Source organism: Blautia sp. DFI.3.45 (assembly GCF_020593505.1).
Lineage (GTDB): Bacteria > Bacillota > Clostridia > Lachnospirales > Lachnospiraceae > Blautia_A > Blautia_A wexlerae.
Window position 1 is genome coordinate 61,717 of record NZ_JAJDMI010000004.1, and the last position, 21,913, is coordinate 83,629.

The window sequence follows — 21,913 nt, forward strand, 5'->3', positions numbered from 1 at the left end:
ATTTTGGCTTGTATGTCTCGGGATTTTGGCATATTCATGCCAAAACACCTCGCGGGATAGCGGTGTGTAAACAATAACAAAAAGACCATCTTGCAGATATGGGGGAAAATCCGGAAGATGGTCTTTTTATTCATGTTTTATTTATACAATATATAAGGATGTTATATCTGTATTATTCAGCAACTGCCTTAAATGCTTCATCAAGATCCTGAATGATATCGTCAATATTCTCTGTACCAATGGAAAGACGAATTGTATTTGGTTTGATACCCTGATCGAGAAGTTCTTCTTCTGTGCACTGGCTGTGTGTTGTTGTAGCCGGATGGATAACAAGAGATTTAACATCCGCTACATTGGCAAGCAATGAGAACAGTTCCAGATTATCAATGAAGTCCTTTGCCTTCTGCGCATCACCTTTAATCTCAAATGTAAAGATGGAACCGCCGCCATTCGGGAAGTATTTCTTATAAAGCTCCTGCTGAACCGGATCTGTGGATACAGACGGATGATGAACTTTCTCTACCTGCGGATGGTTATTTAAGTACTGAACAACTTTCAGTGCATTCTCTACATGGCGTTCAACACGAAGTGACAGTGTTTCAAGTCCCTGAAGGAAAATGAATGAACTTACCGGAGAGATGGTTGCACCTGTATCACGAAGAAGAATTGCACGAATCTTTGTAACAAATGCTGCCGGTCCGCATGCCTTTGTAAAGCTTACGCCATGATAGCTTGGGTTCGGTTCTGTCAGAGATGCGAATTTACCTGATGCTTCCCAGTCAAATTTACCACTCTCAACGATCACACCTCCGATTGTTGTACCATGTCCACCGATGAATTTAGTTGCAGAATGAACAACGATATCTGCACCATATTCGATTGGTCTTACAAGGTAAGGTGTTGCAAATGTGTTATCCACTACAAGCGTAATCTTATGTGCATGAGCAATCTTTGCGATAGCTTCAATATCAACTACATCAGAGTTCGGGTTTCCAAGAGTCTCGATGTAAACAGCTTTTGTGTTATCCTGAATTGCGTTCTCTACTTCTTCAAGATCAAATACATCAACGAATGTTGTTGTGATTCCATAAGCCGGAAGTGTATGCTCCAGAAGGTTTGTTGTTCCACCGTAAATATTCTTGGCTGCTACAATGTGGTCACCCTGCTGTGCAAGATTCTCAATTGTATATGTGATTGCTGCTGCACCGGATGCTACTGCAAGTGCCGCAGAACCGCCTTCAAGCGCTGCGATTCTTTTCTCGAATACATCTTCAGTCGGGTTTGTAAGACGTCCGTAAATGTTACCTGCATCTGCAAGTCCGAAACGTGCAGCTGCATGATCGCAGTTTCTGAATACATAAGAAGATGTCTGATAGATTGGTACTGCTCTTGCATCTGTAACCGGATCCGGACTCTCCTGTCCTACGTGAAGCTGTAATGTTTCAAATTTGAAATGTCTGTCTTTTCTTTCGATTTTTTTGCTCATGTGTATATCCTCATCTTTCTCTGATTTATAATAATCTTTTTCTCTGCAAAACTGATTCCGGCTCTTAAGCCCCTTATTTGCAAGTCATTTTTGTTTCTACGCTTTTCATATCTGTTTGATATGATTTAGCATAGTTGTATATTACCATTTAATTCCTAGTACGTCAATAGGAAATTTTCTATAGCGTTTAATAGCTAATAACTATAACGTTTCCAAAAAACAGTGCAGATAAGACAGTCCGACAAAATGCGAAAGACAAGGATGATCTGTCATTTAATACAATTTTCAATCACGCCGCCGCCTACAACGATATCACCATCATATAACACAACTGCCTGCCCTCTGGTGATAGCTCTCTGTGGTTTATCAAAACGCACGTGCAGTACTCCATCTTCCGTCTGCCATGCTACGGCCTCCTGCTCCGGATGACGGTAACGGATCTTTGCTTTCAGTCTCATTGGCTCCTTCAGAGATTCACAGGAAATCAGATTGACCTTTGTTGCAGTCAGTTCCGAATGGAAAAGATCCTCATTATTTCCCAGAACCACCTGATTGGTCTTTGGAGAAATATCACACACATACAGTCTGGATGCTGCCGGAATACCAAGTCCTCTTCTCTGGCCAAGTGTATAGTGGATGATTCCTTTATGTTTACCAAGAATGTTTCCTTCTGTATCTACAAAATCACCCGGGATTGATTTACGTCCTGTGTACTGTTCAATAAACTTTGCATAATCACCGTCCGGTACGAAACAGATATCCTGGCTGTCATGCTTTCTGGCATTAACAAAGCCATGCTTCTCTGCGATCTCACGCACTTCCGTTTTGCGAAGCCCGCCAAGAGGCAGGGAAATATGCGCAAGCTGCTCCTGTGTCAGCATATAAAGCACATAACTCTGATCCTTCGTATCATCCACAGCTTTCTTTAATAAGTAACGGTTCTTCTCCTCATCATATTCCACACGTGCATAATGTCCGGTTACAATATAATCATACTCCAGTTCACGCATTCTCTGAAACATCTTGTCAAATTTCAGATAACGATTGCAGTCAATGCAGGGATTTGGCGTGGCTCCATGCTCATAGGCATCCACAAAGCGGTCCATAACATCCTCTTTAAACCTCTCGGAAAAGTTGAAAACATAGTACCTGATCCCCATTCTGTAGCAGACATTTCTGGCATCCTCCACATCATCCAGAGAACAGCAGGTTTTCTCTCTCTTTACTCCTATGTCCTCATTGTGAAATAATTTCATGGTAGCACCGATACATTCATCACCGGTTTCCTTTGTAAGCAGAGCTGCCACAGAGCTGTCCACTCCGCCGCTCATTGCGATAATTGCTTTTCTCATTTTTATTCCATCCTGTTCTGTGATCCGATTACACGGAATATTATTGTTTATGATAATTTTATTTATGTTATGATAGCTGTTCTGCAAAATACTGAACAGTTACATAAAAATCATTTGTACAGCATATCTATTCTAACACATTTATGTAAAATAAAAAAAGCCCTAAAAAGGGCTTTTTTATTTTACACAAATAATGGAGTAGAATAATAACGGTCACCGGAATCCGGAAGAAGAGCTACGATTGTTTTTCCTTTATTCTCCGGTCTCTTAGCCAGCTGGATTGCCGCATAGAGAGCCGCACCGGAAGAAATACCAACAAGAATTCCCTCATGTTTGGCGATCAGCTTGCCAACTGTAAAAGCATCCTCATTCTCAACCGGAAAAACCTCATCATAAACCTCTGTATTTAATGCCTTCGGAACAAATCCCGCACCGATTCCCTGAATCTTATGCGGACCGCTCTTTCCCTGAGAAAGTACAGGAGAAGTTGCAGGCTCTACTGCCACTACTTTCACGTCAGGATTCTGGGATTTCAGATATTCACCAACACCGGTGATCGTTCCGCCTGTACCAACACCTGCCACAAAAACATCTACCTGTCCGTCTGTGTCTCTCCAGATTTCCGGACCTGTGGTCTTTTTGTGGATCGCAGGATTTGCAGGGTTATCAAACTGTCCCGGAATAAAACTGTTCTCATATTCCTTCGCAAGTTCGTTTGCTTTGGCGATTGCGCCATTCATACCTTTTGTTCCATCTGTCAATACGATTTCTGCACCGTATGCTTTCAGAATATTCCTTCTCTCAACACTCATTGTCTCAGGCATCGTAAGTATCACTCTATATCCTTTGATTGCAGCAAGAGAAGCAAGACCGATTCCGGTGTTACCTGATGTAGGCTCGATGATCACTGCGCCAGGCTTCAGAACGCCTCTCTCTTCAGCGTCTTCGATCATACTCAGGGCGATACGGTCTTTGGCACTTCCTGCCGGGTTAAAATACTCAAGCTTCACAAGTATTCTCGCTTCCAGCCCAAGCTCTTTTTCAAGATTTCCAACCTCAAGGAGAGGAGTATTTCCAACCAGTTCCGCTGCATTTTTATAGATTTTTGCCATGAGTTCGTCCTCCTTATTTCATACTAAGTATATATGAATTATATGTTATATACATAATATTCTATAAATCCACTGTTGTCAAGAGGGAAAATCAAATTACATAATCATTTCCCATCTCTTCATACCAGTCTTTAAGATCCTGCAATGTAACCTTATCCAGTACTCCCTCAATAGCTTCATCAAGCATCTTCCAGAGACGGAGTGTGACGCATTCCCCGGCTCTGCTGCACTGATTCGGTTCGTCCTCCAGACAGGCTACCGGCTTCATGCTGCCTTCTGTCAGTCTCAGAATAGTTCCCACCGTATATGTTTCCGGCTCTCTGGCAAGCATATAACCGCCCTGTGCCCCTCTCAGGCTCTTTACATATCCCGCCTTCTTTAATGATGAAATAATCTGTTCCAGATATTTTTCTGAAATATTTTCCCTCGCAGAAATATCTTTGATCTTGACCAGTTCTCCTGTATTATGAACTGCAAGATCAAGCATAAGTCTCAGAGCATATCTTCCTTTTGTAGAAATCTGCATTTTTCAAAACCTCCTAATTAAATTTCGTCGGATTATCATTGTTTTCTTTTATTATATAGTATTCCCAGTTATATAGTCAAGATGTATTCAACTTTCCTATATGAATATACAAAAAATCACAGAACCATCCCCAGTCCTGTGATTCTCTCACTGTCTTATACAGTATTATTTTTCCAGTTCTTCTGCTGAAGTAAATACATTAAATCCATTATTCTTAAGAATGCATTCTGTCACTGCACCATCCTCCGTCTGAAGAATTACTACAGGTATGAGATCTTTTCTGTGGAAAGAAGTATAAATATAGTCAAGACTTACATTACTGTCTGATGCTACTTTCAGGAGTTCATCCAGACCGCCTACCTGATCTTTCATATCAACTACGATCGCCTGTGTAATACGATTCATATATCCACTCCTGTTTAAAACAATTTCCGCTTTATCCGGATCGTTGCAGATCATACGGAAGATTGCAAACTCCGGTGCATCGAAGCATGCAAATCCATAAATATTAATCCCGTTATCTGCAAGTATCCCTGTCACTCTTTTCAGACTTCCTGCTTTATTTTCCACAAATACAACATTCTGTTTGATCATCTCTTTTATCCTCCGGTCAACTCTCTCAGTATCTTTATAATCCCTCATCCACATATTTCTTAATATTGGATGTATTTACATATTTCGTCATATGCTCACCGTCTGTGATCACCAGAGTCGGAGCCTGCATAATTCCAAACTCCTTCACCATCTCCGGATTCTTCTCCGCATCAATAATCTCGAACTCCCTGCCTTCCAGTATCTTCTTCGCCACTCTGCAGTTCGGACAGGTACTGGTTGTAAACAGGTATTTATGTGATGCCACAGGTTCTATCTTCACATCATCCTTAGTCACAGTAACTACACTGGCATGAACCGGCTGTATTTTTCTGATATCTGAATGCATCACATCATAAAGCGTACGGTTCTTATACTCCTGTGCTTTACCGTCATTCCAGTTCTGTACAGGTCTGTAATATCCTGTGATACGACTGTAAACCTCCGCCTTCTTACCACATTTCGGACAAGTGAAATGCTCTCCGCTGATGTAGCCATGTTCCTTACATACAGAATAGGTCGGCGAAATCGTATAATACGGCAGTTTATAATTCTCTGCGATCTTACGTACCAGTGCTGCTGCTGCTTTCCAGTCAGGAAGCTTCTCACCGATAAATGCATGGAATACAGTACCTGATGTATAAAGCGTCTGCAGATCATCCTGAATATCCAGTGCATCAAAAATATCTGTGGTATATTCAACCGGAAGATGAGAACTGTTTGTATAATAAGGAGTATCCCCTTCCTTGCCTGCAGTCTTAATATCCGGCCAGCGTTTTCTGTCATGTTTGGCCAGACGATAGGCAGTAGATTCAGCAGGAGTTGCCTCAAGATTAAACAGTTCTCCTTCGTACTTCTCCTGATAATCGGACAGACGTTCCCGCATATGAAGAAGAACCTCTTTTGTAAACCTCTGCGTACGCTCATCAGACATATCTTTTCCCAGCCAGCGGGCATTCAGACCAACCTCGTTCATTCCCACCAGTCCAATGGTAGAGAAATGATTGGAAAAGCTTCCAAGATATCTCTTTGTATAAGGATATAATCCCTCATCCAGCAGCTTACCAATTACTTCACGTTTAATATGCAGAGAACGTGCGGAAATATCCATTAAGCGATCCAGACGATTGTAAAACTCTTCCGGTGTCTTGGAAAGATATGCGATACGCGGCATATTTATAGTTACTACCCCCACAGAACCGGTACTCTCTCCTGATCCGAAGAAACCACCGCTCTTCTTGCGGAGTTCTCTCAGATCCAGACGCAGACGGCAGCACATACTGCGGATATCACTTGGTTTCATATCACTGTTAATATAGTTTGAGAAATACGGTGTTCCATATTTGGATGTCATCTCAAAAAGAAGGCGGTTATTCTCTGTATCAGACCAGTCAAACTCATTTGTTATGGAATAGGTCGGAATAGGATACTGGAACCCGCGTCCGTTGGCATCCCCCTCGATCATGGTCTCAATAAATGCCTTATTGATCATATCCATCTCTTTTTTGCAGTCTTTGTACTTGAAATCCATATTCTTTCCGCCTACGATAGCCGGAAGCTCTGCAAGATCATCCGGTACTGTCCAGTCCAGCGTAATGTTGGAGAAAGGTGCCTGTGTTCCCCATCTGCTTGGGGTATTGACTCCATAAATAAAAGACTCAATACATTTCTTCACTTCCGGATAGCTTAAATTATCTGCCTTGACAAAAGGTGCCAGATAAGTATCAAAGGATGAGAAAGCCTGCGCTCCGGCCCATTCATTCTGCATAATCCCAAGAAAGTTTACCATCTGATTGCAGAGAACACTCAGATGCTTTGCAGGTGAAGATGTGATCTTGCCTTCAATGCCGCCAAGTCCCTCCTGGATCAGCTGTTTCAGTGACCATCCTGCACAATATCCGGTCAGCATGGACAAGTCATGAATATGAATATCTGCATTTCTGTGTGCATCTGCGATTTCATTGTCATAAATCTCAGACAGCCAGTAATTTGCAGTAACTGCACCGGAGTTGCTTAAGATCAGACCTCCAACTGAATAAGTAACTGTGGAGTTCTCCTTTACACGCCAGTCCTCAACCTTCACATAACTGTTTACGATTTCTTTGTAATCCAGAATCGTTGACTTCATGTTACGAACCTTTTCCCTCTGCTTGCGGTAAAGAATGTAGGCTTTTGCCACATCTGCATATCCGGCCTGGATCAGCACATTCTCCACACTGTCCTGAATTTCTTCTACTGTAATCTTATTATCTGTAATCTTTTTCTGAAAATCAGAAGTAACACGCAGCCCTAAGAGATCAATCATCTCTTCGCTATAATTTTTCTCTTTTGCATCAAAGGCTTTATGGATAGCCGCTGTGATCTTGCCTATTTTAAACTCATCCACTTCGCCATCACGTTTTACTACCTGAAACATATCTAATGCCCCCATTTTCTCTTGTTAATCTGTTTCTCCTGCATATTCTTACCGGAGATATTTCTGTCGTTACTGTCCACTTTGCTCTGAGTAACACTGTAGGTTCATTGTATCAGAGTATCACCGGTTCGTCAACACGCAAAAATACCACATAATGTTCCTCATTTTCGCAAAAGGCACAATATATGGTATTTTCTTATTTTTCAAAATATTTTTTTATACAACTCTGGCGTAGATTTCTTTCGGCACCCTTGCCTTCACAGCAATCCCTTCCTCTGTGTATTCCTCTGAGATAAGCTGCCCATATTCGCGGATCAGCTGGATTTTTCCTGCTTCCTGATAAGGGAAAAGGCGCTCCACATAAATCTGTTCTTCAGCAAGAAGCTTCTCCAGAAGATCATTCAGATCTGCAAGACCCTCGCCTGTCTTTGCAGAGACCTTCAGCGTATAGTCCGATTTAAAATCTCGCAGTACGCATGCCCCCGGCGCATCCTGCTTATTAAAGAGTGTGATGATCTTCTTTCCCATCACTCCCAGTTCTTTTAATGTCTCATATACCACATGCATCTGCATCTCTGCCTGCGGATTGGAAGAATCTACCACATGGATAATATAATCTGCATATTTGGCCTCTTCCAATGTGCTCTTGAATGCTTCGACCAGATGATGCGGAAGCTTATGGATAAATCCAACCGTATCTGTGAGAAGAATCTGCTGTCCGTCCTTCAAATTTAAAAGTCTGGTAGTTGGATCCAGTGTAGCAAACAGTTTATCCTCTGATAAAACCTCTGAGCCTGTCAGTGTGTTCAGCAGTGTAGATTTTCCCGCATTTGTATATCCTACGATCGCAGCAGTCTTCATATTGCCTCTGGCCCGGCTGGAACGGATCAGTTCCCTGTGTTTCTCCACCTGGGATAATTCCTGCTTCAAAGCAGAGATCCTTGTACGGATAAGACGACGGTCTGTCTCCAGCTTTTTCTCTCCCGGACCTCTGGTTCCGATTCCACCTCCCAGACGGGAAAGAGATTCCCTGAGACCGACCAGACGGGCAGATCTGTAGCGAAGCTGTGCAAGCTCTACCTGTATTTTACCCTCACTGGTTATAGCTCTCGCTGCAAAAATGTCCAGAATCAATAATGTCCTGTCCATCACCTTACAGTCCAGTTCCCGCTCCAGATTATTCAGCTGTGCAGGAGAAAGTTCGTCATCACAGATAATTCCGGTTGCATCCATAGCATATACCAGTGCACGTACTTCCTCTATCTTTCCTTTTCCAATATAAGTTCCGGGATGCACAGACTCACGATTCTGAATGATTCTTCCCACTGTAACAGCTCCCGCAGTTGATGCAAGCTCCTTCAGTTCATCCAGGGATTCTTCCACATTATCATGATCATCCGTCTGCACTCCCACAAGAACCACCCGTTCTTCAAGCTTTCCAAATTCTTCCATAAATTCTCCTCAGTCAGATGGATATTACACACGCGTTTTAAGAAATGCAAGTTCCTTCTTAACAGTTTTATCTTCTGGGTATAATTCCAGATATTCCTGTGCTTTCTGCAAAGCAGTCTGAAAATCCAGTTTCTTCTCATAGACTACGATCTCATTAAACAGCAGACTCTGCATATCCTCCGCTCCTGCCACATGGATTCCGCTTTCTATATCAGAAAGGGCACTGTCATAATCCCCATCCTCTATATCACACAGTGCAAGTCCGTTAAATCCTTTGGCTCCGTTTTCTGCCTGTGATACATACTGCTGAAACATTGCTTTTGCATTTGCGCTGTCTCCTTTATCCATATATACCATACCAAGCAGAACCAGTGCCTCCGTATTATCGCCGTCTATGGCCTGTTTCAGTTCACTTTCAGCATTTTCATAATCATCCATATAATAATAAACTCTGCCACGGTCACAATGATCCTCTGCATTTTTTGCAGTTCCTGACAAAGCAGCTTCCAGATAACGGGTTCCGTCTGCTTCCATATCCCTGTTCAGATATGCCCCGTAGATCTGGATAGCTCTGTCATAAGTTGCATCTTCGCCGTAGGCCTGTTCAAAATTAGCAGAAGCTTCCTCATAGGAATCCATGGCCAATGCTGTTTCTCCCGTAAGGAAGTACAGATCCGCATCCATTTTATAGTTTTCTGCCAGAGTCTGGCAGTCTTCCAGCGCTGCCTCATAATCCTTTACTTTGAGATAAGCCACAGCTCTATACGACAGAATATCTTTCTTTAATGCTTTGCCAACTTTGTCACATTTAAGCGCATCATTGAAATATGTTATGGCTTCTTCATAGTTTCCAAGCTTGAGTTTTGCTACGCCTGCACCTCTGTACGACTGTGCAGGCTTCACTCCTTCAGAAATTGCTGTCTCGTATTCTTCAAGTGCTGCCTCATAATTTCCCTGTTCCAGATCCTGTGCAGCCTGTTTATAATTCTTCGTATCTCCCACATTACAGCCTGTCAGAAGTCCAAGGCTTAAGCAGACAGCAGTCAGAAATAATCTTTTTTTTCTATTATACATGTAATTCCTTTGCCAGTAAATCAGTCAATGAGCAATCCTTCGGATTCCATTACCTTTACTACATGATCAACATTCTCAAGGCAGAGTTCATCTGTTCCGGCTTCTACCATAACACGAATCAATGGCTCTGTGCCACTCTCGCGTACCAGAATACGCCCATCACTTCCCAGTTTCTTTGCAACTTCCTCTACAGCAGCAACTACCTTCGGATTCTCTCTCGCAGTCTTCTTGTCTGCCACCCGGACATTTCTGAGAAGCTGTGGATAAACCTTCATTTCCCTTGCCAGATCACACAGAGTTGCTTTCTTCTCTACACACGCTTCCATTACCATGAGAGAAGTAAGGATTCCATCACCTGTTGCAGCGTAACGGCTGAAAATAATATGTCCGGACTGCTCGCCGCCAAGGCTGTATCCATTCTCCATCATATTCTCTGCCACATATTTATCTCCTACTGCAGTCTGCTCATATTTCATACCCTCTCTCTCCAGAGATTTGTACAGACCGAGGTTTGACATAACAGTGGTTACTACTGTATCATCTTTTAATCTGCCCTGCTCCTTGAGATATTTTCCACATACATACATAATCTTATCACCGTCGACCACATTTCCCTTATGGTCAACAGCAATACAGCGATCTGCATCACCATCATAAGCAAAACCGATATCCAGTCCATTGTCCACAACATATTTCTGCAGGACTTCAATATGGGTAGAGCCACAGTTTGTATTGATATTTGTACCATCCGGCTGGTTATTGATCACATAAGTCTTTGCCTGAAGTGCCTCAAATACACTCTTTGCAATAGCTGAAGAACTTCCGTTTGCACAGTCAAGCCCTACTTTAATGCCTTTGAAATCCCTGCTTGGAATAGAAATCAGATGTCCGATATAACGATTTCTTCCTGAAGCAAAATCCACAGTGCGTCCAATATCTTCTTTAGTTGCCAGAGGAAGATCCTCGATCAGGCCATCCAGATATGCTTCAATCCTTGCTTCTACTTCCGCTTCAATCTTCTGTCCGTTTCCATTGAGAAGTTTGATACCATTATCATAGAATGGATTATGGCTTGCGGAGATCATAATACCACAGTCAAAATCCTCTGTACGTACTGCATAGGAAACACTTGGGGTCGTCGTTACATGAAGAAGATATACATCTGCACCGGACGCTGTCAGACCTGCAACAAGTGCATATTCAAACATATAACTGCTTCTTCTTGTATCTTTTCCAATAACAATCTTAGCTTTATGGTCTCTTCCATAATACCAGCCTACGTAGCGCCCCACCTTAAATGCATGATCTACTGTCAGTTTAACATTTGCTTCTCCACGAAATCCATCTGTTCCAAAATATTTTCCCATAGTTGCTCTCCTTTACTTTTTACAATATCCTCTGTTTCTGCACTGCATACTGTATTTCCCGGATCACACCCAAAACTGCTTTTAATCAGATCAGACATGTCTCCTGCGAAAGCTGCAGATATCTGCTTAACTTATTGATAAAGTCCCTGAGGATATATACCCGCTTCTGTAAGATTTTTAAATGCTCTCATTACTGTTTCTTTATCTTCCTGATAGGTTACACCAAACCATGTGTCCTTTGTCTCCAGGACATCAACTTCAGCACTTTTATTTTTGATCAGATGGTCAACTAACTCCGGAAGCAGATATTCCTTTTTTGTATCTTCCGGTGCGAGTCCACTGAGAAATTCTGCAAATCCTTTCTCAAGAATCTCCATAAAGTCCGGTGTCAGTCCCCACATATTCATGGACACCAGATCCTTTACATCCAGTTCCTGCACACTTCCGTCTGCATTTCTTGACTCTGCACCTGTGGCAGTCTTAAATATATCATGTGTCTCTGTCACACCTGTAAGCTGTCCATTCTTAATATGACAGATTCCTCTGGTAACACTTCCATTATCGCTCAATGTATTTCCAAGCCTGAAGCCGGCCATACAGATATGGAGTTTTCCGTCCTTTGGCTGTTCCTGCACAAGATAATCATGCACCTTCACATAAGCTTCTTTTCCATAATAATCATCTGCATTGATAACAATAAATGGCTCATCCAGAACCTTCTTTGCAGCAAGTACAGCCTGTCCGGTTCCCCAGGGCTTCATGCGGTCAGCCGGTTTCGTAAATCCCTCCGGCAGATCATCAAGCTCCTGGAATACATATTCTACTTCCGTAATTTTCTCAATACGCTCGCCGATCACTCTGCGAAACTCTTCTTCCAGATCTTTACGGATAATAAACACTACTTTGTTAAATCCGGCTTCCAGCGCATCGTGGATGGAATAATCCATAATAATCTCTCCACATGGTCCCACCGGTGCAAGCTGCTTGATTCCTTTTCCAAAACGACTTCCGATTCCTGCCGCCATAATTACAAGTGCTGTTTTCTGCATAAATATTTTCCTCCTGACATTCTTCTCTCATATCAATACTTTTTCAGTCATCTTCTGTCACATACCCTCTCCGCAATATTCTATTCCGCATCCTGAAGATTACTTAATTTTGCTGCCTGATCTGCTGCGATCAGACTGTCAATGATCTCATCCAGATCCCCGTTCAGAACATTCTCCAGTCTGTGCAGTGTCAGTTTGATTCTGTGGTCTGTCACACGGCCCTGTGGAAAATTATAAGTTCTGATCTTCTCTGAACGGTCACCTGTTCCAATCTGGCTTCTTCTTGCCTCAGCCTCAGCATCATGCTGTTTGGCAAGCTCCATCTCATACAGACGGGAGCGAAGAACTTTCAGTGCTTTATCTTTATTCTTAAGCTGTGACTTCTCATCCTGGCAGGAAATTACGATTCCGGTAGGAATATGTGTCAGTCGCACAGCAGAGTCTGTTGTATTGACACACTGTCCGCCGTTTCCGGATGCACGGAACACATCGAATTTACAGTCATTCATATCCAGATGGAAATCGATTTCCTCTGCTTCTGGCATAATAGCAACTGTACAGGTAGAGGTATGGATACGTCCGCCGGATTCTGTTTCCGGAACTCGCTGTACACGATGTACACCACTTTCATATTTCAGTCTGGAATAAGCACCTGCACCTGTGATCATAAATGTTACTTCCTTAAATCCGCCGATTCCGTTCTCATTGAGACTCATCATTTCTGTTTTCCAACGGCGGGATTCTGCATATTTCACATACATACGGTAAATCTCTGCTGCAAAAAGGGCAGCTTCATCCCCACCTGCACCTGCACGGATCTCCACAATAACGTTCTTGTTATCATTAGGATCTTTCGGAAGAAGAAGGATCTTAAGTTCATGCTCCAGTTCCTCTACATTCTTCTTTGCCTCAGACAGTTCTTCCTTCAGCATTTCCCGCATATCTTCATCTTTCTCTTCCTCAAGCATGGAAAGACTGTCCTGTATCGTTTCTTTGTTTTTCTTATACTCCCGGTAAGCATCTACTATCGGCTGCAGATCGCTCTGCTCTTTCATCAGCTTCTGAAAATGTTCCTGATTATCGGTAACTCCCGGCTCTCCAAGCTCATTAAGCACCTCTTCAAAACGAATGAGCAGATCGTCTAATTTATCAAACATATTTATCCTCCTGTAATTTCTTTCGCCCCAGAACCACCCGGTCCAACCCGGCCAGATCCTGCCTTATCTCAATATCTTCAAATTTATATTTCCGCAAAAGAGCTGCCACATCTTCTCCCTGGCTGCATCCGATTTCATATAAAAGCCAACCACCCGGAACAAGATGATCCTGTGCCTGTTTCGTGATAGCCCTGTAAAAATAAAGTCCATCTTCCATACCATCCAGCGCCATACGCGGATCATGCAATTTTACTTCATCCATAAGATCTTCAATTTCCGCTGTAGGAATATATGGCGGATTTGATATAATCATATCATAAGCTCTGCTATAATTTCTATTACTATTTTCGCATTCTGTCATTTTTACAGTATCTTTTACAACAGTCCTTTTCATATACTCTGTTCCGTACACAGTATTCTGCATTTCAGAAAACAGATTACTCTGTACGAATTCCGCATGCTCTGCCACTTCCAGTGTCCGTGCATTCCGCACAGCCACTTTCAGTGCCTCATCTGACAGATCCACGCCTGTTCCGTGTGCATCAGCTCTCTCCTTCAGAATACTGATAAGAATACAGCCGGATCCTGTACACATATCAAGAATATATGGATTTTTCACAGCTTTCATGCATTCAAGAGCGGACTCCACAAGTGTTTCCGTATCCTGTCTGGGTACCAGTACATTCTTATCCACATAAAATTCATGCCCCATAAAAAAAGCCTGATGCGTCAGATGCTGCAGCGGTATGTGTCCCGCACGTCTGCTGATCAGTTCCAGATATCTTTCAGCAGCACTTTCTGTGACACTTTCTTCTCCGTATGCAAAATAATACGCCCGGCTTTTTCCTGTGACATATTCCAGGAGAAGCCAGGCATCCAGCCCGGCTTCCTTAATCCCCGCCTGTGCAAGGATCATCTGTCCTTTTTTTAATAATCCTGTCAGAGTTTCTCCGTTCATTGTTCTGCTTCAACTCCAAATTCTTCCTTCAGATATGCTTTCCAGTCAAAAACCGCCTCTACAGCCCTGATCGCAACCTCTGCCATATCTGCTGTCGGTTCCTTAGTTGTAAGTTTCTGCATTGCCAGACCCGGTTTACTGAAAAAGTCAGCAAGTTTGCTGTCTGATCTTCCAGCCCACTGAATAATCTCAAAAGATATTCCTGCTACAACCGGCACCATAAGAAGTCTTCCAAACAGTCTCACCCAGTAAAACGGAACCAATACAAAAATAAAATGCAGAAAAATGCTAACCAGCATAACCAGAAACAGAAAACTGGTTCCACATCTCTTATGCAGTCTGGAGCTTGCAAGAACATTATCCACCGTAAGCGGCAGTCCATGTTCCACACAGTTAATGCACTTATGCTCTGCTCCATGATACATAAATGTTCTCTGAATATCCTTCATTCTGGAAATCAGAAGCATATATCCCATAAACAATGCAAGCTTTACAAATGCCTCAACTATTGTAACTGCAAATTCCGAAGCGCCAACCCTTCTGCAAAGACTTGCAAGGGCGTATGGCAGCAACATAAAGGCGGCAACTGATACCACGATTGAGACAGCAACTGTCACATATAACAGCCATTTGAACTGCTTATCTTCTTTTGCCTTTTTTGCAGCAAGCTCCTCTTCTGAAAGAGCAGCATTCTTCTGCTTATCCTCTTCGTCCTCCTCATCCCCTGCAATCTCCGCTGAATACATCAGACATTTTGTGCCGACCACCAGAGAATCCACGAAGCTTACCACACCTCGAATCAGTGGATATTTGAGAAATTTTGCATTTCCGAATACACATTTGTAATCTTCTACTTTTAATTCAATCTCATTGTCCGGTCTTCGGACAGCAATGGAATATTTATCCTTATGGCGCATCATAATGCCTTCCATTACAGCCTGACCGCCGATGTTCGATGATTTCATTATATTTCTCCCAAAGAAACAAGAAAGGCTGAGATTTCCCAACCTCAACCTTCTCAATTCTTACTATATTCTGATTATTTGTTCAGGCCGTATTTCTTATTAAACTTATCGATACGTCCACGAGCCTGAGCTGCTTTCTGCTGACCTGTATAGAATGGATGACATTTAGAGCAGATTTCTACGTGGATGTCCTGTTTTGTAGATCCTGTTACGAATGTGTTACCACAGTTGCAGGTTACAGTTGCCTGATAATAATTAGGATGGATTCCTTCTCTCATGATTTTCACCTCTCTGTAAAGATTCTATTTTCTATTCGTATTCATTTGACGAATTTACTATTAAACAGCTTTATGAGTATAACATATCGTCCCATGGAATGCAAGTTATTTTAAAATTTATTTTAAAATTTATTTAATATTTTTGTTACTGAGAACGGAGCGAACAGTAACTGTTTTTTTACAACGTTTCAGATAAACTTCTGTTTTTTTACAGTCTGCACAAATTCAGCATTATTTTTCGTACGGGTAAACATATTCAGGATCTGTTCTACCGCATCTTCTGACTTCATTCCATTGAGGGCTTTTCGCATAATGTAAACCGCTTCCTGTTCTTCTTTACTCAGCAGCAAATCCTCTCTTCTTGTACCGGATTTCTGGATATCAATTGCAGGGAATACCCGCTTTTCCTGCAGTTTTCGGTCAAGCACCAGTTCCATATTACCGGTTCCCTTAAATTCTTCATAAATTACATCATCCATTTTACTTCCCGTATCCACAAGCGCTGTAGCAAGAATAGTAAGGCTTCCGCCCTCTCTCATATTTCTGGCCGCACCAAAGAAACGTTTCGGCATATGAAGAGCCGCCGGATCCAGACCACCGGAAAGAGTTCGTCCGCTGGGCGGTATGATCAGGTTATATGCCCTTGCCAGTCTTGTAATAGAATCAAGAAGAATTGTAACGTCTTTTTTATGTTCCACCAGACGACGTGCACGTTCTATTACCATCTCAGACACACGTTTATGATGTTCCGGAAGCTCATCAAATGTAGAATAAATGACTTCCACATTATCGCCACAGATGGCCTCCCTGATATCTGTAACCTCCTCAGGACGCTCATCGATCAGAAGAATGATCAGATGCATGTCCGGATTGTTTCTCAGAATAGACTTTGCCACATCTTTCAGCAAAGTTGTCTTACCGGCTTTCGGAGGAGATACGATCATTCCTCTCTGTCCTTTACCGATAGGGCTGATCAGATCTACGATCCTCATGGCAACTGTGCCACCCGGTCTTTCCATTATCAGCCTCTCATTTGGGAAAATCGGTGTCATATCTTCAAAATTATATCGTCTCTGCCCTTCACTGGGATGGAATCCGTTGATAGAGGTCACATATAGCAGAGCACTGAATTTCTCTCCCTGTGTCTTGATACGGATATTCCCCTTAATAATATCACCTGTTTTCAGGTTAAATCTGCGTATCTGCGAAGGTGATACATAAATATCATTTTCCCCTGGAAGATAATTCTCACATCGGATAAACCCATATCCATCCGGAAGTACCTCAAGGATTCCGTCTGCTCTCTCTCCACTGTCAAGCTGTACTGTCTCTGCCGGGGCATGATACTGTGTACGTTCCGGTGTTCTGTTATACTGGGGGATTCTCTCTCCGTTACCTTCCACTTCACTCTGCTGCGGTTTCTCCCGGACTGTTTCCTGTTTTTTTGTCTCACCTTCCAGTTCATCTTCGTGAAGCATTCTCTCGATCAATTCCGGTTTTCTCAATGCTGAAACCCCTTTTAATCCTCTGGCTTTTGCCAAATCCTTTAAAGTTGCCAGTGATAATGATTCATACTTTTCTCTCATAAAATAATCCTCTGCTTTTTGTTTTGATTGTTAATATTGATAATTATTTTTATTTTTGTTTTTCTGATTTCCTATATATCTGAGTAATTTATTCTTTATTAACTTTTCCTGTAACAGTTAGTGGGATAATCTGTCTGAAGTGACACGAATATCAGATCTGCAGCAATGCATATCGCAGGAAAATTATACTCCTGCTCCTGTGTCGACAAGTTAATTCCTATAGTAATCCTGTCTGCACACCGGTATCTTTATATTTATCTTAGCACACCTTCTTCATAATTGACAATACCATATTATTCCAAATCTTTATTATTGGCAAGCTGTTTTATACGTCATAAAACTGATATTATCGACATAAAAGCAGAAATCCGGAGACATAAAATATGTCCCCGGATTTCCGGTAAATCAGATATTAATAACACTTATTTAAGAAGACAATTAATGTACCAGATTTCCCACTAATCCATAGGAAACAATATACATAATGACAGTTGCCATAATAATGCCACAAAAAATTGCCAGAGAGGACTTCTTAATATCAATTTCCAGAAGAGATGCAATCAGAGATCCTGTCCATGCCCCTGTTCCCGGAAGCGGAATTCCCACAAACAGCATCAGTCCCCAAAACTCATATTTCTTTACCTGATCACTTTTTCTCATTGCCCTGTCTTCCAATTTCATAACAAGTCCCCGAAAGAGTTTCGTCTTTTTTAAAACCTTGAAAATCTGTCTGATAAACAACAGAATAAACGGAATAGGAATAATATTTCCAACAATACACAGTGGAATTGCCTTTGCAGCCGATATCTTAAGTAAGGATGCTGCAAGCAATCCTCCCCTGAGTTCCAAAAGCGGAATCATTGAAATAATAAAAACTGCCCCTTCCGGTGAAATATATTGTGACAGATTCTGCGAGAACCAATGTACCAGTGCTTCCATAAAACCTCCTAACTTTTACTTCAGATAATCCTTCAAAAAATCAATAAATTTCTGCATTTCTTCCTTTGTTCCAACTGTGATACGAAGGAAATTGTCAATTCTGTCCTTCTGGAAGTAACGAACATAAATATGCTGCCCTCTCAATGCCTCAAAAAGTTCTTTCGCAGGGCAGGTTTTATGCGTAGCAAAAATAAAGTTAGACATAGAATCCTGAAAAGAGAATCCCAGTGCCTTCAATTCTTTCTTTGTCCATTCTCTTGTCTCTATGATTTTATTACATGTCTCATCAAAATATGCTTTATCTTCAACTGCCGCCACACCTGCAGCAATCGCTGTACGGTCCATAGTATAAGAATTAAAAGAATACTTCACATCATTCAGGAATCTGATCAGTTTCTCATTTCCACACGCAAAACCAATTCTCATCCCAGCCATAGAACGCGACTTGGAAAATGTCTGTACGACCAGAAGGTTGTCATATTTTTCAATCAATGGAAGCGCCGACTGACCACCAAAATCCACATAAGCCTCGTCCACGATCACAATCACATCAGGATTATGGCGGATAATATCCTCCACTTCCTCCAGCGGCATCTCCACACCTGTCGGCGCATTCGGATTCGGGAATACAATTCCTCCGTTTTCTCTGAAATAATCTTCCTTCCTTATATGAAAGTTCTCATCCAGTGCCGGTCTCTCATATGGAATGCGAAACAGGTCTGCCCATACATCATAAAAAGAATATGTGATATCCGGAAAAAGAACCGGCTTCTGTGAATTAAAGAATGTAAGGAAACTCATGGCAAGCACATCATCGGAACCTACTCCCACAAAAACCTGTTCATCCTTCAGCCCGTAATTCTTTGCAATGGCATGTACCAGTTCTCCTGCTGTAGAATCCGGATAAAGTCTCATAGTATCTGTATCCATCTCCCTCAACGCCTTCTCCACTCCAGGTGCCGGCGGATACGGATTCTCGTTGGTATTCAGCTTGATCATATCCGGCTGATTGGGCTGCTCGCCTGGTGTATATGGTATTACTTTACGTATATTTTCTTCCCATCTGCTCATTTATCTGATTCCTTTCATGTTTTTTATTGTTTTTCACTTTCGTCAGTATAACATTAATCTCTATTTTCGTAAATCAACTTTTTGCATTTTACTGATTGACAAACCCACTTTGCAAGTTTATAATAGGCGGCAGAAAAGATAAGAAGGATTAAAACGTTGAAGAGAAGAGTACGCTGAGGAACGTTACAGAGAGAAATGTATACCGGTGCAAGCATTTCATCGCGAACCAGCCGAAGACCACCTCTGAGTGACTTTAATACAGTCCGGTGATTCCGTTACCATCGAATGAAGCGGTTCTGATCAGATGATTTATCCATCAGTAATGTATCAGAACAACCGGGGTGGAACCGCGAGTAATGTTATCTCGTCCCCTACAGTATTTAACCGTACTGTAGGGGATTTTTTTATTCTTTCTTTTACCCCTTCGCAGTACAAAAAACTGTTACTGTTCACTCCGTTCTCAGCAACACGCTCCGCGGGATATCAACAGTGAACAGCAACTATAACAAATCCATACTAACGTAAAGGAGATAATCATCATGATCGTAACATTAAAAGACGGCTCAAAAAAAGAATACGCTGAAGCAAAATCCGTAATCGACATTGCTTACGACATCAGCGAGGGACTTGCACGTGCTGCCTGTGCAGGAGAAGTAAACGGAGAAGTTGTAGACCTGAGAACAGTTATTGACAGTGACTGCGAATTAAACATCCTGACAGCAAAAGATGAAAAAGGACTTGCAGTTCTCCGCCATACAGCATCCCACGTACTTGCCCAGGCAGTACAGACCTTATTCCCGGATGCAAAGGTTGCTATCGGACCTTCTATTGATACAGGATTCTACTATGATTTCGACTGCCCTCCATTCTCCCGTGATGACCTGGATGCAATCGAAAAAGAAATGAAAAAGATCATCAAAAAAGGCGCTAAGATTGAACGCTTCACAAAATCAAGAGAAGATGCCATCGCATACTTCCAGGAGAAAAATGAACCATACAAGGTAGAACTTATCGAAGATCTTCCGGAAGGCTCCGAAATCTCTTTCTATTCCCAGGGAGACTGGACAGACCTCTGCGCAGGTCCTCACCTTATGAGCGTAAAGGGTGTAAAAGCATTCAAGCTTCTCTCCTCCTCCAGCGCCTACTGGAGAGGCAGTGAAAAGAACGCAATGCTCACACGTATCTACGGAACAGCTTATGCTTCCAAGGATGAGTTAAAAGAACATCTGGAACAGATGGAAGAAGCAAAAAAACGCGATCACAATAAACTTGGACGTGAAATGAAAATCTTCACAACTGTAGACGTGATCGGACAGGGACTTCCTCTTATCATGCCAAACGGTGTGATCATGATGCAGGAGCTTCAGCGCTGGATTGAAGACGAAGAGACAAAACGTGGCTATATCAGAACAAAAACTCCGTTAATGGCAAAGAGTGATCTCTACAAAATTTCCGGTCACTGGGATCACTACAAAGACGGTATGTTCGTTCTCGGTGACGAAGAAACAGACAAAGAAGTATTTGCGCTTCGTCCTATGACATGCCCATTCCAGTACTATGTATACAAAGCAGAACAGCACAGCTATCGTGATCTACCTCTTCGTTACGGTGAAACATCCACTCTGTTCCGTAATGAGGATTCCGGGGAAATGCATGGTCTGACACGTGTACGTCAGTTCACGATCTCCGAAGGTCATCTGATCGTAAGACCTGACCAGATGGTAAAAGAATTTAAAGACTGTATCGCACTTGCACAGTACTGCCTGCAGGTTCTTGGTGTAGAAGAGGACGTAACCTATCACCTTTCTAAATGGGATCCGAACAACAAAGAGAAATACATCGGTGATGCAGAAGTGTGGAATCAGACAGAAGCTCATATCCGCCAGATGCTTGAAGAACTGAACATTCCATTTACAGAGGATGTTGGAGAAGCTGCTTTCTACGGACCTAAGGTTGATATCAATGCCAAAAATGTATACGGAAAAGAAGATACAATGATCACGATCCAGTGGGATGCTCTTCTTGCTGAACAGTTTGATATGTACTATATCGACGAAAATGGCGAAAAACAGCGTCCATACATCATCCACCGTACATCCATGGGATGCTATGAGAGAACACTGGCATGGCTGATTGAGAAATATGCAGGTATGTTCCCGACCTGGCTCTGCCCAGAACAGGTTCGTGTAATTCCGATCTCTGAGAAATTCCACGACTATGCTGCCAAAGTGGAAGCACAGTTAAAAGAAAACGGAATCCGTTGCTCCGTTGACCAGCGTTCCGAGAAAATGGGCTACAAGATTCGTGAAGCACGTCTTGCAAGAGTTCCATATATGCTCATCGTCGGTGCCAAAGAGGAAGAAGAAGGCAAGGTTTCCGTAAGAAGCCGTTACCTTGGTGATGAAGGAATGAAAGATCTTGGTGAATTCCTTACATCCATCAAAGAAGAAATCAAAAACAAGACAATTCGTAAAATCGAAGTTCAGGAAGAAAATAAATAAAACAGGTATTTTACTTTAACCTGTTCAAATAAG

The 21,913-nt window shown here is 42.2% G+C and carries 18 protein-coding genes and 1 other annotated feature; of the genes, 1 reads left to right on the top strand and 17 read right to left on the bottom strand.

Features of this window, described 5'->3' with window-relative positions:
• Positions 1-172 precede the first annotated feature (172 nt).
• The 17 genes from LJE09_RS02500 to hisC form a co-directional block, all read right to left on the bottom strand.
• Positions 173-1,486: an O-acetylhomoserine aminocarboxypropyltransferase/cysteine synthase family protein gene (locus LJE09_RS02500; RefSeq protein ID WP_227310946.1), complete on the bottom strand. Its 1,314-nt coding sequence runs from the start codon at positions 1,484-1,486 to the stop codon at positions 173-175.
• 269 nt (positions 1,487-1,755) lie between these two features.
• Positions 1,756-2,838, bottom strand: coding sequence for a tRNA 2-thiouridine(34) synthase MnmA (mnmA, locus tag LJE09_RS02505; protein WP_022380498.1), 1,083 nt, complete (start codon positions 2,836-2,838; stop codon positions 1,756-1,758).
• A 182-nt stretch (positions 2,839-3,020) separates the two neighbouring features.
• Positions 3,021-3,950, bottom strand: coding sequence for a cysteine synthase A (gene cysK, locus LJE09_RS02510; RefSeq protein WP_026648272.1), 930 nt, complete (start codon positions 3,948-3,950; stop codon positions 3,021-3,023).
• Between the two features lie 91 nt (positions 3,951-4,041).
• Positions 4,042-4,476: an RrF2 family transcriptional regulator gene (locus LJE09_RS02515; RefSeq protein WP_008706458.1), complete on the bottom strand. Its 435-nt coding sequence runs from the start codon at positions 4,474-4,476 to the stop codon at positions 4,042-4,044.
• A gap of 165 nt (positions 4,477-4,641) precedes the next feature.
• Entirely contained in the window at positions 4,642-5,070 is a 429-nt protein-coding gene (locus LJE09_RS02520; RefSeq protein ID WP_055058159.1) for an ACT domain-containing protein, read from the bottom strand.
• A gap of 34 nt (positions 5,071-5,104) precedes the next feature.
• Entirely contained in the window at positions 5,105-7,483 is a 2,379-nt protein-coding gene (locus LJE09_RS02525; protein ID WP_008706456.1) for a ribonucleoside triphosphate reductase, read from the bottom strand.
• A gap of 216 nt (positions 7,484-7,699) precedes the next feature.
• Positions 7,700-8,935, bottom strand: a complete 1,236-nt coding sequence (hflX, locus tag LJE09_RS02530) for a GTPase HflX (RefSeq protein ID WP_025579229.1) — start codon at positions 8,933-8,935, stop codon at positions 7,700-7,702.
• A 24-nt stretch (positions 8,936-8,959) separates the two neighbouring features.
• Positions 8,960-10,009 (bottom strand): tetratricopeptide repeat protein, encoded by a 1,050-nt coding sequence (locus tag LJE09_RS02535; protein WP_022380502.1) that lies wholly within the window; start codon positions 10,007-10,009, stop codon positions 8,960-8,962.
• Between the two features lie 20 nt (positions 10,010-10,029).
• Positions 10,030-11,376 (bottom strand): phosphoglucosamine mutase, encoded by a 1,347-nt coding sequence (glmM, locus tag LJE09_RS02540; protein ID WP_008706453.1) that lies wholly within the window; start codon positions 11,374-11,376, stop codon positions 10,030-10,032.
• A gap of 131 nt (positions 11,377-11,507) precedes the next feature.
• Positions 11,508-12,425 carry a nucleotidyltransferase family protein gene (locus tag LJE09_RS02545; RefSeq protein WP_173700647.1) on the bottom strand — a complete coding sequence of 306 codons (918 nt, stop codon included), beginning with the start codon at positions 12,423-12,425 and terminating at the stop codon, positions 11,508-11,510.
• 80 nt (positions 12,426-12,505) lie between these two features.
• Positions 12,506-13,582 carry a peptide chain release factor 1 gene (gene prfA, locus LJE09_RS02550; protein WP_008706449.1) on the bottom strand — a complete coding sequence of 359 codons (1,077 nt, stop codon included), beginning with the start codon at positions 13,580-13,582 and terminating at the stop codon, positions 12,506-12,508.
• On the bottom strand, positions 13,575-14,540 hold the full coding sequence (gene prmC, locus LJE09_RS02555; protein ID WP_173700649.1) for a peptide chain release factor N(5)-glutamine methyltransferase: 966 nt from the start codon (positions 14,538-14,540) through the stop codon (positions 13,575-13,577). Before prmC ends, prfA begins: the two co-directional genes overlap by 8 nt.
• Complete coding sequence (locus tag LJE09_RS02560; RefSeq protein WP_022380506.1) at positions 14,537-15,505, bottom strand: DUF1385 domain-containing protein; 969 nt, start codon at positions 15,503-15,505, stop codon at positions 14,537-14,539. Before LJE09_RS02560 ends, prmC begins: the two co-directional genes overlap by 4 nt.
• 74 nt (positions 15,506-15,579) lie before the next feature.
• Complete coding sequence (rpmE, locus tag LJE09_RS02565) at positions 15,580-15,783, bottom strand: 50S ribosomal protein L31 (protein ID WP_020993628.1); 204 nt, start codon at positions 15,781-15,783, stop codon at positions 15,580-15,582.
• 188 nt (positions 15,784-15,971) lie between these two features.
• The gene (gene rho / locus LJE09_RS02570) at positions 15,972-17,369 is read right to left on the bottom strand and encodes a transcription termination factor Rho (RefSeq protein WP_161275948.1); all 1,398 of its coding nucleotides are present in this window, start codon (positions 17,367-17,369) and stop codon (positions 15,972-15,974) included.
• A 438-nt stretch (positions 17,370-17,807) separates the two neighbouring features.
• The gene (locus LJE09_RS02575) at positions 17,808-18,308 is read right to left on the bottom strand and encodes a COG2426 family protein (RefSeq protein WP_008706441.1); all 501 of its coding nucleotides are present in this window, start codon (positions 18,306-18,308) and stop codon (positions 17,808-17,810) included.
• A gap of 15 nt (positions 18,309-18,323) precedes the next feature.
• Positions 18,324-19,379, bottom strand: a complete 1,056-nt coding sequence (hisC, locus tag LJE09_RS02580) for a histidinol-phosphate transaminase (RefSeq protein WP_227310947.1) — start codon at positions 19,377-19,379, stop codon at positions 18,324-18,326.
• 147 nt (positions 19,380-19,526) lie between these two features.
• Positions 19,527-19,754 (top strand) — a binding site (T-box leader).
• A 164-nt stretch (positions 19,755-19,918) separates the two neighbouring features.
• Between hisC and thrS the strand changes: the two genes are divergently transcribed.
• Complete coding sequence (gene thrS, locus LJE09_RS02585) at positions 19,919-21,880, top strand: threonine--tRNA ligase (RefSeq protein WP_173700651.1); 1,962 nt, start codon at positions 19,919-19,921, stop codon at positions 21,878-21,880.
• Positions 21,881-21,913: the final 33 nt, after the last annotated feature.